This window comes from Azonexus sp. MM2026_4 (assembly GCF_055901855.1).
The window spans coordinates 1165690-1178384 of the sequence record NZ_CM148380.1 but is presented as its reverse complement, the minus strand read 5'-3'; the positions used below and the strand labels follow the sequence as shown (position 1 = coordinate 1178384).

Annotated in this window: 11 protein-coding genes; 1 reads left to right on the top strand and 10 read right to left on the bottom strand. The window is 62.2% G+C overall.

The window, feature by feature from the left end:
* Positions 1-18 precede the first annotated feature (18 nt).
* From AC0KWY_RS05455 to rlmF, 10 genes are all read right to left on the bottom strand, one after another.
* Positions 19-1053 carry an LLM class flavin-dependent oxidoreductase gene (locus AC0KWY_RS05455; RefSeq protein WP_474028628.1) on the bottom strand — a complete coding sequence of 345 codons (1035 nt, stop codon included), beginning with the start codon at positions 1051-1053 and terminating at the stop codon, positions 19-21.
* Positions 1017-1748, bottom strand: a complete 732-nt coding sequence (locus AC0KWY_RS05450) for a class I SAM-dependent methyltransferase (protein WP_474028627.1) — start codon at positions 1746-1748, stop codon at positions 1017-1019. Before AC0KWY_RS05450 ends, AC0KWY_RS05455 begins: the two co-directional genes overlap by 37 nt.
* A gap of 264 nt (positions 1749-2012) precedes the next feature.
* Positions 2013-3284 (bottom strand): three-Cys-motif partner protein TcmP, encoded by a 1272-nt coding sequence (locus tag AC0KWY_RS05445; protein WP_474028626.1) that lies wholly within the window; start codon positions 3282-3284, stop codon positions 2013-2015.
* A 33-nt stretch (positions 3285-3317) separates the two neighbouring features.
* Complete coding sequence (locus tag AC0KWY_RS05440; RefSeq protein ID WP_474028625.1) at positions 3318-4055, bottom strand: DUF5131 family protein; 738 nt, start codon at positions 4053-4055, stop codon at positions 3318-3320.
* 12 nt (positions 4056-4067) lie between these two features.
* Complete coding sequence (locus AC0KWY_RS05435; protein WP_474028624.1) at positions 4068-4643, bottom strand: LexA family protein; 576 nt, start codon at positions 4641-4643, stop codon at positions 4068-4070.
* Between the two features lie 317 nt (positions 4644-4960).
* Positions 4961-6532: a Fic family protein gene (locus AC0KWY_RS05430; RefSeq protein ID WP_474028623.1), complete on the bottom strand. Its 1572-nt coding sequence runs from the start codon at positions 6530-6532 to the stop codon at positions 4961-4963.
* 208 nt (positions 6533-6740) lie between these two features.
* Positions 6741-8228, bottom strand: a complete 1488-nt coding sequence (locus AC0KWY_RS05425) for an amidase (RefSeq protein ID WP_474028622.1) — start codon at positions 8226-8228, stop codon at positions 6741-6743.
* Between the two features lie 41 nt (positions 8229-8269).
* The gene (locus AC0KWY_RS05420; RefSeq protein ID WP_474028621.1) at positions 8270-8755 is read right to left on the bottom strand and encodes a DUF2867 domain-containing protein; all 486 of its coding nucleotides are present in this window, start codon (positions 8753-8755) and stop codon (positions 8270-8272) included.
* A 94-nt stretch (positions 8756-8849) separates the two neighbouring features.
* On the bottom strand, positions 8850-9683 hold the full coding sequence (locus tag AC0KWY_RS05415) for a helix-turn-helix domain-containing protein (RefSeq protein ID WP_474028620.1): 834 nt from the start codon (positions 9681-9683) through the stop codon (positions 8850-8852).
* 161 nt (positions 9684-9844) lie between these two features.
* Positions 9845-10834 carry a 23S rRNA (adenine(1618)-N(6))-methyltransferase RlmF gene (gene rlmF, locus AC0KWY_RS05410; protein ID WP_474028619.1) on the bottom strand — a complete coding sequence of 330 codons (990 nt, stop codon included), beginning with the start codon at positions 10832-10834 and terminating at the stop codon, positions 9845-9847.
* A gap of 160 nt (positions 10835-10994) precedes the next feature.
* On the opposite strand from rlmF, the gene AC0KWY_RS05405 reads away from it, so the two are divergent.
* Positions 10995-12692 carry an AAA family ATPase gene (locus tag AC0KWY_RS05405; protein ID WP_474028618.1) on the top strand — a complete coding sequence of 566 codons (1698 nt, stop codon included), beginning with the start codon at positions 10995-10997 and terminating at the stop codon, positions 12690-12692.
* The last annotated feature ends 3 nt before the right edge of the window (positions 12693-12695 follow it).

Genomic DNA, 12695 nt, shown 5'->3' with positions numbered 1-12695 from the left:
TCTGCGTTGAATCTGGGCTCAGTCGGGCAGATGCGGTCGCACCTGCTCGGCAAACAGCGTCAGCGCGCGGCGGTTGGCCTCCGGCTCGTAAGCGGCGGGTTTGAGGAGCAGCACGCAGGGGCCCAACTGCTCGCGCAGCGCCAGGCATTGCTCGACGCAGGCGGCCGGGTCGCCGACGATGGCGTTGTCGAGCAGCGCCGCGTCGTCGTAGGCGGTGGCCGGCTGGTGGAAGGGCTGCACCGGCTGGGCGGCGGGGATGCGCTGGATCGCCCGGCGCATGTTGGCGCCAAAATCGCGGATGAAGGGCAGGGCGGTGGCGCGCGCCTTGCCGTGCTCGGGATCGCAGAGGAAATAGCGGGCCAGCACGTAGGGCGGGCTGCGCTCCGGGCGCAGGGCGCGAAAGGCATCGAGCAACGCCTTGATCCGCGCCACCGGCGCCGCCGACGGCCCCATCAGCCCGTAACCGCGCTGCGCGGCGAGCGCCAGGCTGTCGTCCGCCAGGCTGGCCAGCCAGATCGGCGGCCGGCGCGGCGGCCGGGGAAAGACCGACAGATCGTCGTAACGGTAATGCGTGCCGTGGTGGTCGACGTTGGTCTCGGCAAAAATCTTCTCCAGCAGGTCCAGGCCTTCGAACATGCGCGCCCGGCTCTCGTCGTGGCTGACGCCGAAATGGCGGAACTGGTCGGGAAACGGCCCGCCCTTGCCGATCCCCAGCAACAGCCGGCCGCCCGACAAGGCATCGACGGTGGCGACGTCCTCGGCGACGCGCAGCGGATCGTGAAACGGCAGCAGCACGGTGCCGGCGCCCAGCCGGATGCGCTCGGTACGCGCCGCCAGATGGGCGAGCAGCGCAAAGATCGAGGCGCTGACGCTGAACGCGTTGAAATGGTGTTCGGTCAGCCAGACCTCGTCGAAACCCAGACGCTCGGCATGCAGCACGGTTTCCACCGACTCGTGCAGCGCCCGCGTCGAATCGCCGAACGGATTTTCGAAGTTGGCGAACAGCGCGTAGCCGCTCATGCCGCCACCGCCGGCTTGCGGAAGACGATCCACGTTCCTTCGTCATCGTGACGCACCTCGCCGGCAATCGCCAGTTCGCCAAGCAGGCGGGCGAAATGCTCGGGCGGGTTGCGCTGGCCGCGCTCCTTGCGGGCGCGGTTCCAATCGCCATCCGCCGCCTTCGCGGCGAGGATTTCCTCGCGCAGTTCCCGGTTGCCGAAACCGCCGCCGACCCAGGCCCACCCGCCGGGGCGCAGGACGCGATGGATTTCGCGCAGGCCGGCGGCCTGGTCTGTCCAGAAATAGATCGACCCCCGGCTGACCACCAGATCGACCGAATCGTCGGCAAAATCCAGTTGCTCGGCACAACCCGCGCGCGCCTCGACCCGCTCGCCAAGACCATGCTCGGCAATGTTCTCGAACGCCAGCGCCACGCACTCGGCCTGCGGATCGACCACCGTCACGCGCAACTCGCTGGCCTGCGCAATGCGGATGCCAAGCATCCCCGGCCCGCCCCCAAGATCAATGCAATGCCCCTGCCGCACCCCCGTGCGGCTGACAATCTGCCCGGCAATCACCGGATAAATCTTGCGAAACAGCCCCTTCATCGTGTTCTCGTTATAACTGCGCGCGTCGAAAACCTGCATGCCGGACTCCTGAAAATGAGCAGGCGCCGTTCGGAATAACAGCGCCATAGGGTTCGTCATCACCGGAAGCGAAGCCTGTGCCATGTGCATGAAGTAAATCAAGTCAATGACTTGGCGTTGATTTGTGCTTTCGCTATGTTGTGTTGTCTACAGCGAATGTTGGGTTTGTGTCGTGGTGTGGAAGCGGTGATGTAAGGGGGCGTATATGGCCGCGCGGACCTTGCGCAACTCATTCGGCATGGCTCAGAGAGCCGTTCCAGTTAGCAGTTCGGTCAGCTGACCGGTATCAGAGAATTTCCCGATATTGCCAACGCTCGAGGTACATATGTGGAGCAAAGTGGAACATGACCTTTGATTTAACCAAGCCTAAATGAACAAGCTTTTTTGCCTCGGCGCAATGATATGGTCAGTATCTCGAATCCGACCGGGCGCTTTTCTCTGGCTGCCATCGGCACCCACGATTTCAACTTCGTTGCGATCCATCAGAAAACCCAAGGCGTCTCGGTATACATCAGCCGATGCAGGTGAAAGATTGCATGTCGTCGCGAACATTTCGCCAAATGTGACGCCATCTGGATCTGGATATACGAGATGAGGTATCTGGCTCGCCAGGGCTTCAATGCTTAGTTGTTTCGCATCCTCATCGAAACAGAAACCTCTCTGCCCGGTGAAATCCTCATCATGCTTTGGCACATATCCCAAGGCCGTGAACATGTCCATGCCCGCACCACCATAGTGAATGAAATTGGTGTTTTTCTCCCAATGGATGCGCGTCATGACATCACGCGCACGTGCTTTCTGCGAAAAGTGTATGAGCCAGTAATCGCCATGCCCCTTGGCAGAGCGAATGAAGAACAGCGTGTAATATTTCGCTCCGCAACTTTCAACGAGATCCTTGTACAGACAGGATTGAATGAACAAACGCCAATCAGATTCTTTCTGTTTGATATCTTCGATTTTACGGCCTCGCAAGGCATCGGGAGTGCCGATCTTGTTTAGCAGGTTTTGCGTAACATTGCCATCATCGGAAACATAGTTCAGAAGGGCGTCAACTGCGAAAGTAAGAATTACCTCGCTACCAGGCAATTGACGAATAAGCTTGCGGATAAGCGTTGTTGGCACTTGGGAGTAGCCATACTGGTCGAGCAGGAAGATGGCCCGACTGGCGCGAGGACTTTTTTTGCGCACATGTTCGATTATTGCATCCGCTTGTGAATCGAAGTCTGCGTTTCGAAGATGGATATCGCTACCAAATCGGTGGCCATGCCCACGATTTTTCATCTCGTTCTGAAGAAGGGTTGCAGCCCCTTGGTCTTTCTCGATGAAGAAAAAATCGAGGTCGAGATTTACAGGCTTTTGGCGATTTCGATTCACTAGGAATTCGGCTTCCTTTGCCGCTTCCAGCATAATGAACGGCGAGCCTACGAGGATTTCCCCTGTGGCTGCATGCCGGTAAGCTCCCCCGCCCGCGAAACCATCAATTAGCGCTAATTTAAATTCTTCTTGGCGGGGGCTGGAAATTAGGGTCTGGATATATGCAGAGAGATATGCCCTAAGGATTTCATGTTTGGCAATGCTGTGCTGCTGAATATCTGGGTAGTTCTCTCCTGGCGCCCATTGATAGTGAACCTCGCTCACATGCCCCTCCCCATTTTTTCATCACCATTTAACTTAGAGCGAGGCAGGCATCTGGTCCCAAGTTCTACCGTTCAACTCCCGACCATTTTGCTTCTTTGCTCGCTTTTTGCCATCAGCTCCCCATCCTCCCCACTGCTTGAAGAAGAAGGCTACCTCTGCCTCTTCGCATTGTACGCGAATATCATCGGCCCATTCTTTTTGCATGGGTCTGGCTTTAGGACCTGATTCGCCTCCGACAATCACCCAGTGAATGTCTTTAAGGTTGATTTCGCCTAAATGCTCTAACAAAGGCTCAATCGAAAGAAAGCGAATTTTTGCACCTACGCTTCGGAGATGATCGATTCTTGGAAGGCCGTATTTTTGATCTTCCACCGATACTCCGAGCCATGCATTGGATGGCACGGGGCGCTGGGCGAAAAACTCAGCCATGCGATCAGCGCGTTTGGTCAAGATTTGGTAAGTGTGCTGAGGTGTATTCGCAATCGTCTCAAAGATTTTTTCGATGTAATCGAATGGAACATCCTCATGAAAAACGTCAGACATTGAGTTCACGAAGTAGACAGTTTTTGTCTTGCGTCGCAGTGGCTCCTCCAGACGGCTTGGTAGCAGAGTTAGTTCAAATCCGTTTTCGTATCCTCTTGTTCCCATGGCCTGTAGACGCATCGCCATAGATTCGGCATAGCAGTGCTTACATCCAGGAGAAATCTTGGAGCACCCGACTGTCGGATTCCAGGTCTGTTCTGTCCATTCGATGCGACTATTAGTAGCCATAACGCTCTTCCTTCAATACTTCCTAATACTTCCGACAACACGACCATACAGATTTAGGTCGCCTATTGGTCGTATCTCATCAAACTCATTGTTCGCGGGCTTCAAGTAGTAGCCGCGCTTGTCTTTTGCCAAATACTTCACCGTAAAGTCACCGTCCACCCTAGCGACGACGATATCGCCGATGCTGGCTGGAACACTTTTCTTCACTACAACAATGTCACCAGGCAACAGTCCGGCATCCTTCATGGAGTCACCCCGAATATCCATTAGCACCGTGACAGAAGGATTGTCGATCAAGTAAGCGTCGATCTCCAATCCTTCGACCGGAATATCGTTGGCTGGTTGCGGTATGCCGGCTCGAACCGAGTCAACGACGGGACGTTCAAAAAATAGTTTCCCTGGTTGTAGACGGCGATTCGGACTTGAGTCGAGATATCCCGCATCCTTCATTCGCGCAGCAAATGCTGCAACTGCGGAAGTGGTGTTCAAGCCTACGATAGCGGCAATCCCGCTAAACGAAGGAAGAACACGATGCTCGGCGTAATAGTCGCGCAGCTTTGCCAAATACTCTAGGTCACGATTCCTCATGACATCCTTATATCGTATATTCGCTCGATATTCAAGAGTATTTACGACTGATTGATCTTTTTCTCAACTCGAAAAGGCAGCGTCCCTCGGTACACTCCTTTTGTCCTTCATCTGGGCAAGGAGCGGTTATTGGCCCCAATAAGCGGTCGAGCGGCAGTTGGGGCATTTCCGTCGGATGCAGAGTGCCGCCCAGTTCACGTTCATCCATCACATTGAACGGCAGCTTCGCTCAAAAATCCGTCGCAGGATTATCGAGTTGACGAGCACCTCATCAGGGGCTTACAACCGCGTCCGCTCAACCAACATCTTCATCCCCATCACCCCAGCAAACCCGGCTTCGCCGCCCGGACAACCTGCGTCGCGATGAACCCGGCGAATGCCGTCAGGTCGTCGTTTGCGCTGGCTGATTCAAGGGCGCGCATGTATTCGTCGCGGTCGTCGACGCGGATGACCGTCCACGGGTAGCCGCCGCCGGCCAGCAGGAGGTTCATGGTGAATCGTGCTGTGCGGCCGTTGCCGTCCATGTACGGATGGACGAAGCCGAATAGCCAGTGGCCGAGTACGGCGCGCACGAAGGCATCGGTTTCGGCGGTCAGGCATTCGCACAGAGCCGTCATGCCGTCGAGGACGGCGTCGTGGTGTGGTGGCGAGTGCAGCGAGCCGCGCAGGAAGACGTGCTGGCGGCGATAGCCGACGAGGTCGGCGACGGTGAGGATGCCGGCATCGACCGATGGCCCGAAGAGTTTCTGGTACCAGGTCTGGTGCTGGGTGGCGAACAGCCGGGCCGAGAGGCCGGGGTCCGCGGTGCGCTGCGCGTAAGCCTGCGCTGCGGCATCGCGTACCAGTTCGAAGGCGTCCAGGTAGCCCCTGGCGGCCATCGCCGCCACCTGTTTTTGATCGGCCGCGTCGCTGACCGGGTCCCAGGCTTCATCGGCGACCTTGCGGATCAGTTCGGGGGTGACCCGGTAACGCTCGATGGACAGCGAGTGGTAGGCGTCGTCGGTGCGGATGGCTTGCACTCGGGCGAGGTAATCGGCGGGGCTGAGGTCGAGAACAGCGTTGTCCGGCCGGCAGGCGATCACGCTTTCCCGGTGTTGTTCCCACAGCGCGCGGATGCGGGCGTAGAGCGGCGAGTGCCCCGCTTGCCCGAGGGGGTAGATCGGTGTGGCGGAAAACGGGGTTTCGTCGGTCTTGAGCTGGATGCCCAGGCCGGCAAGCTGGCTTAGTACCGCGTCGGCGAAATCGCCTCGCTGGACTTGCCGGTACGCGGAAAGAATGCGGGCCAGGCCGGCGCGGTTAACGTCGACCAGCGCGGCCAGCGGGCCGGGGTCCTGCAACTGCGCCATGACGATCTGGATTTCGCGGCCGTGCGTGGCGAAATGGCGGGGCGGCAGGCTGACCAGGCAAAGCGGGATGCTCATGCAGCGCAGGCCGTCGACGGCCTGCGTCTGGCTTTCCGTCGGAAAGGTCGATTTGCCGGGGAACATGGCGATCGTGTGGCCGAAGGCAAGTTCCTGCACCTGGCTCTGGCTGGAGGCGAGCATGACGTTGACCGTGGCCGGGATCACGGTTTGCCGGGCGTGCCGCAGCAGCGAATGCTCGGCGGTCAGGCAATAGCCGGTGGCAAAGCGTTCGCCGAGATAGCGTGCCAGGTATTCCCAGAAGTTTGCGTAGAACGGGGTGGTGTCGCCGGCTTCAGCCGTCGGGTCGGAGACGAAATACCAGCCCTTGAGGATTTCGCGCAGATAGCCGGTTTCCAGCAGCAGCACGCGATTGGCGTTGGTCAGTTGCGGCCCGCGCACTACGCCCCGGTCGGCGCCGAGTACGCCGTGCAGTTCGCTCAGGGCGCGGGCGAGTTTTTGTCGGGGTGTGAGTCGAGGTCGCGCCATGGGTGAACTGCCGGGTTGTGATTGATCGCCATGTTTTGCTGAAAATAATCTACATGTTCAGTTGAAATTAATCAACATGTTTTGATTGATTTTATTCGCGATTCATCACGCCAGGCCGGTGCAGGCTATCAGTTTTCGCTCGGCAGAACTTCTCCACTCCCAGCGGCGATTCCCTCGGCTTTTGCCCACCGTTTGCGCCGCCTGCTGCTTACTGTGACACGCCCGAGGGGCTTCTCTCTAGCAGCAGCGGCGACGTGGCCGAGGCGGGAAGTAGTGCCTCGATGCGCCGGGCAAGCGCAAGCAGCCGGGTTTCCTGCCAGCGTCGACCGACGATCTGCAGGCCGACCGGCAAGCCGTCGATCACCCCGGCCGGCAGGCTGACGACGGGGCTGCCGGTGAGCGAGAACGGGGCGGTGAGGCCGATGCTGGCTTCGATGTAAGAGACCGCCTGGCCATCGACATCGATGTTCGGAGGAGGGCGAAAGCGGGCGGGCGGGAAAGCCGGGTAGGCCACGGTAGTGGCCACCGGGCAGAGCAGGGCGTCGTAATCGGCGAGGAAATTTTCCAGCGCGCCGATCAGGCGTTCGCGCCGGTCGAGCGCGGCGTTGTAGGCTGCCAGTCCGGCGCCGACGCCGGCGGTGAAGGCCCGGCTGAGCGTCAACTGCGCAGGCAGCAGGCGGCTGCCAAAGCGCAGGAAATGGCGTTCCAGCATCGACATGCCGAGGCCGATCTCGGCGCCGGCTACGGTACCGAAGCTTCGCCAGACATCGTCGATCGGAAAGTCAGCTGGCCAGGCGCGCTCAACGTGGTGCCCGGCGGCTTGCAGGCGGCCGATGGCGGCGGCCAGTCCGCTACGGGTCCGCTGACACAGCGGCAGGTTGCCGAATTGGTCCCACCAGGCGAGACGCAAGGGACGCTCGGGCAGCGGCGATGCGGCGACCGGTAGCGGGGCGACTTCGTGGTCGACGCCGTCCGGTCCGGCCAGAATGGGGAAGCCCAGTTCCAGGTCTGCCACCGAGCGGGCGAGCAGGCCGAAGGAAAGCAGGTGGCGGACGCTGCGCGGCTGGCCCGGCAGGTGGGGAATATGGCCGGTGCGCGGGATGCGGTTCTCGCTTGCCTTCAGGCCGGCGACGCCGCAGTAGGCGGCCGGGATGCGGATCGATCCGGCGATGTCGCTGCCGGCTTCGAGCAGGGAAAAGCCCATGGCAATGGCGGCGGCGCTGCCTCCCGAACTGCCGCCCGGCGTACGCTCCGGCGCCCAAGGGTTGCGCGTCGGGCCGAACAGCGGGCTCCAGCATTGCGGGTCGCCGGCCAGTTGCGACAGGTTGCTCTTGCCGAGCAGGATGGCGCCGGCGGCCCTGAGGCGGGCGACGACGGTGGCATCGGCTGTCGGCACATGATCGCGCAGGGGCGGGTGGCTGCTGGTGGTGCGCAGGCCGGCGGTGGCAAAGGCATCCTTGACCGAGATCGGCAGGCCGAACAAGGGCTGTTCGGCAGGAAAGCCATGCGTCGTCAGATATCGGTCGCAACGCGCTGCGCTGGCCCGGGCGCTGGCCAGATCGAGGGTAACGAGGGCGTTGATCGCCGGGTTATGGCGTTCGATGCGGGCGATGCATTCTTCCAGTAGCGTCGACGGCAGTGTTTCGCCCTGTCTGAGGGCGGTGAGGGCGGCGCTGGCGCTGGGCGGGAATTTCATTTTTTGGCTTTTTTCCCGGTTGACCGTGGAATCCCCGGCGTTCATGGCTTGACGGCAGCATTCAGGCGGGCGGCCATGCGGCGGAACATCGCGCCGGCGATCAGATGGTGCCAGGGTTTGACCAGCGCCAGGTACAGGCGGCCAAAACGGTTGTGCGGGCGGACGAGCGTGCAGCCCCAGAGAGCGCCGTCGTGGCAGAACATGCTGATGCGAAAGTCGAGATGCCGGTCGTCCTCGCCGAGGATGGCTTCAAGCTGATCGAGGTGAATGACGCGAAAGAGTCCGATGCGCTGGCCGACGACGTAGGGCGGGCCGACTTCGGCCAGCGTTCCGGTCTTCAGGCCGAACGGCGCGACGAGCCCGTTGCGCAGGCGCATCAGGGCATCAACCCAGGGTGGCGCGGCGTGGGCAAAGGCGTCGAGCAACTGGCTGGCGTCGGGCGCGCCGGCCAGCGGTACGCGCCGGCAATCCTGGAAGGGGTAGCGCTCGGCATCCTTGGCAAGACGGGAAATGGACGGCAGGGACATGGCAGGCTCCGGCAATGATGTTGGCGGGACTGTAGTCCAGGCGCGTCGCCAGCGTCTTGAACCGAAACGACATTGCCGGGCGTCATCCGCCGGCTCATCCGGCAAAGAGCCGGCCGATTTCCGCAGCGTTGAGGTGGTAGGGCCAGAGTTCCGGGTTGCCGTTACCCAGGCGCCGTCCGAGTTCGCCTGGCGTATGGCCGGTGTAGCGGCGGAAATCGCGGTGCAGGTGCGACTGGTCGGCGTAGCCGCCACCGTAGGCGGCATCGACCCAGTTCGGCGCTTGCCGCCGGCCGAATACGACCTCGCGCACGAGCCGGCTCCAGCGAAACTGCTGGCGGAATGCGCGCAGGCTTTGTCCGGTGCTGCTGCGGAAGCGGCGTTCAAATTGCCGCTCGCTCAGCGTGAAAGCCGCGGCAATCTCGGCCAGGGGGCGAAACAGCCACGCCTCTGGCAACTGCAGGTCGGGTTGGCGATGAGTGTGGGCGGCATGACAGCGGAGCAGTTGCCTTTCCAGTGTTTCCTGGCGCCGGGCGGCTTGAGTGTTCTCGCGCAGCCCGTCGCTCAGCGCTTCGGCCAATCCCGCCGGCAGCAGGTCTTCCAGCGCGACATTCCGGTCGAGTAGGCTGCCGGCAGAAGGCCCGAAGAGGCGAGGCAACAGTCCGGAGCGAACGGCGAGCAGCAGCATCTCGGTGTCCGGCTCGGCCCTGACGCGGTGAACGCCGGTTGTCGCACCCGCCAGGAAGACCACCGGCATCTGCTGCCAGCACCCATTCTCATCGGCGACGCTGAGCCCGCCGCTGGCCGAGCAGACCAGGGTCGGTTGCAAGGTCGCGGGCAACTGATACGGGCCTCCCGGCAGGCGAATCTGCAGCAACTCCCCGAACAGGGGGCGCAAGGCGGGCGTCAGGGGGGCCAGGTTGTGATGCATCGCCAGACTCGGAAAGGGGATATTTGCTACGCATTTTGAATGCAGTCCTGAGCGGCAGGCAAGTGATCCTCTTGTCAGGGCGCCATTCGGCCTGTATCTGCTTGGGCGGGCGAAATCGCCAAACCGCGGAACGGCGTCGGAAGCAAATCCGTCAGCGCGTCCTAGTCGGCAGGGGCGGTGTCTGTCGGGGTTGCTGTGGAGACCGTGTCGGTGGCCAGCGACCACCGTTCCCGCCGCCACTTCTCCCGCTCGCCGTTGGCGCAGAAGGTCCAGGCGACGATGCGGCTTTGTTTCTGGCCCTGGGTCATCGGCAGGATGCGCGATTCGACGACCTTGGCCTTTTTCAGCGCGGCTTCGATGTGCACCAGATTGTCGGCTTTCGAGAGCAGCGAGGTGAACCACAGCACGCGCTTGGGAATCTGCGTGCTTTGCTCGATCATCGATTTGACGAAGGCGCGTTCGCCGCCGTTGCACCAGAGTTCGGTGCCGCCGCCGCCGAAGTTGAGGCGCGGCTGGGTGCTGCCCTTTTTGGCGCCGGGTTTGCCCAGGTTGTTCCATTTGCGCTGGCTGACCGCCAGCACTTCGTCGGGCGAGTTGTGGAAGGGCGGGTTGCACAGCGAGACGTCGAAGCTTTCGCCGCTGCGCAGCAGGCCGGTGAAGATATTGTCCCAGACCGTTTGGTGGCGCAGTTCGATGCTGCCGGCGAGTTCCGGGTTCTTGGCGAGGATTTTCTGGGCGTTGGCGAGCGCCGCTTCGTCGATGTCGACGCCGAGGAAGGACCAGCCGTATTCGGCGTGGCCGATCAGCGGATAGACCAGGTTGGCGCCGGTGCCGATGTCGAGCGCGCGCACACCGGGGCCGGTCGGGACGGTTTTCTTGTTGCAGGTGGCGAGCAGGTCGGCCAGCGCGTGCAGGTAGTCGGCGCGGCCGGGGATGGGCGGGCACAGGTAGCCTTCCGGAATCTCCCAGCCCTTGACGCCGTAGTGGTGCATGAGTAGCGCGCGGTTGAGCGCCTTGACCGCCGCCGGGTTGGCGAAGTCGATGGTCGGCTCGCCGGCCGGCGTGGTCTTCAGGTATTTGGCGAGCGCGGCCGAGGTCGCGGTGAGGGCGGCGAGGTCGTAGCCGTCGGCATTCTTGTTGCGCGGGTGCATGGTGATTTTTCCGGGAACGGGGCGCGATTGTCCCACGTGTTGCAGGTGCGACAAAATCGTCGGCGCGCAAGCGCATGATTTTTCTGGTGTTTGGCGGGCGAGCGGCAAGGCATGAAACTGGCTTGACGAAGCGACAAGCCAATCTCCGGGGAATCCGCCGATGAAGTTGTCGATCGAACGCCGCCACATTGAACCGCTGCTCGAAGCCTTTCCGCGCCTGGTGCACTTGCGCGAGCAATTGCGTTTCGGCAACCGGGTCGAGGTTTCCTTCGCCCAACTGGAAGCCGCCGAACTGGACCTGTTGCAGGCGCAGTACGCGGCCGGCGACCGCGAGTTGCGCGCCCAGGCGGCACAGATTGCGACGCTGCGCGCGGCGCTGGCCGAGACCGGGCATCGCTTTGAAGCGGAGGAGCTGGAAATGGCGGTGCCGGCCATCGCGCGCTACCTGGCCGACGGCAGCGAACGCGGCTGGCTGTTTTCGGCGGCGATCACTGGCAAGCCGCTGGCCTGGGTGGTGGCGCGGCTCGATTACACGCCGCCGTCGGAGGAGGAAACGGGCAAGATTTTCCTCGAACTGCGGGCCAATTCGCGGGCGAAGATGGCGACGGCGACCTTGCGCATTTCCGGCCCCGACATCGCCGGCCACACGGTGGCCGAAATCCTCGCCGGCAAGGGCTTCGTCAAGGAAACGCCGGCCTTGCTCGCGGCTTACGAGGAGGGCGCGGCGCGCTATTTCGAGTGGCGGGCGCAGTACGGCGCGCAGTTTTCCGGCAGCGGCACCGGCTGGTTCGCCGAGAACCCGACGGCGACGCACCGCGACACCGATTATTCGCGCAAGGACCAGATCGTCCTCTCGTCCACCGGTTCGCCGGCGCGCCTGGTCAACGACGAGGGCATCCTCGGCGAGCGCGTGCTGGCGATGGACGCCACCGGTGACATCCTGGCCAAGTTCGTCCGCCGCGTGCAGCGCAACTCGCGCCTGTCCGGCAAGGAGGAGGCGGAAGTCGAGGAAACCCGCGACGGCATCGCCAAGGGCTTGTTCACCGAGCTGCCGGTGCATTTCTTCATCCTGATGTTCCACCTCGACCTGCACCATTACGTCTGGGTCCATGTGGACGACATCGCGCCCTACGCCTACCAGCCGGAACTCAAGGACAAGCTGGTGCTGCCGCCGGAGCAGACCGACCTGATCGACATCCTGACCGCCGAGATGGACGTGCTGATGGACGACATCGTTGCCGGCAAGTCGGGCGGCACGACGGTGCTCTGCGCCGGGCCACCGGGGGTGGGCAAGACGCTGACCGCCGAGGTGTACTCGGAAATCATCCGCCGCCCGCTCTACCGCGTGCATTCCGGCCAGCTCGGCCTGAACGTGGCGGAGATGGAGAAGACGCTGAAGGAAGTCCTGACCCGCGCCCAGCGTTGGGGCGCGGTGATGCTGATCGACGAGGCCGATGTGTACATCAAGCGGCGCGACGACAACATCACGATGAACGCCGTGGTCGGCGTCTTTCTGCGCGTGCTGGAGTATTTCAACGGGCTGCTGTTCCTGACGACCAACCGCGTTGATGACATCGACGAGGCGATCGTCTCGCGCTGCATCGCGCTGATCCGCTTCCATCCGCCGAGCCGCGACGACCGCCGGAAAATCTGGGGGGTGATGGCGGGGCAGTTCGGGCTGGCCGTCGACGCGGCGCTGCTCGAACGCCTGCCCGACATCTTCCCGCAGGCCTCCGGGCGCGACATCAAGGGACTGGCCAAGCTGGTCGCCAAGTACTGCAGCCAGAAACAGGTGGCGGCGGGCGAGGCGGTGTTCCGGCGCTGCTCGATGTTCCGGGCGCTGGAGCAGGCGGAGTAGCGT

What these genes read in the sequence shown, in the direction of transcription:
- AC0KWY_RS05415 (WP_474028620.1), bottom strand. Translation starts at nt 9,683, where the DNA reads ATGCATCACAACCTGGCCCCCCTGACGCCCGCCTTGCGCCCCCTGTTC.
- rlmF (WP_474028619.1), bottom strand. Translation starts at nt 10,834, where the DNA reads ATGCACCCGCGCAACAAGAATGCCGACGGCTACGACCTCGCCGCCCTC.
- AC0KWY_RS05405 (WP_474028618.1), top strand. Translation starts at nt 10,995, where the DNA reads ATGAAGTTGTCGATCGAACGCCGCCACATTGAACCGCTGCTCGAAGCC.
- AC0KWY_RS05430 (WP_474028623.1), bottom strand. Translation starts at nt 6,532, where the DNA reads ATGGCGCGACCTCGACTCACACCCCGACAAAAACTCGCCCGCGCCCTG.
- AC0KWY_RS05435 (WP_474028624.1), bottom strand. Translation starts at nt 4,643, where the DNA reads ATGAGGAATCGTGACCTAGAGTATTTGGCAAAGCTGCGCGACTATTAC.
- AC0KWY_RS05440 (WP_474028625.1), bottom strand. Translation starts at nt 4,055, where the DNA reads ATGGCTACTAATAGTCGCATCGAATGGACAGAACAGACCTGGAATCCG.
- AC0KWY_RS05425 (WP_474028622.1), bottom strand. Translation starts at nt 8,228, where the DNA reads ATGAAATTCCCGCCCAGCGCCAGCGCCGCCCTCACCGCCCTCAGACAG.
- AC0KWY_RS05420 (WP_474028621.1), bottom strand. Translation starts at nt 8,755, where the DNA reads ATGTCCCTGCCGTCCATTTCCCGTCTTGCCAAGGATGCCGAGCGCTAC.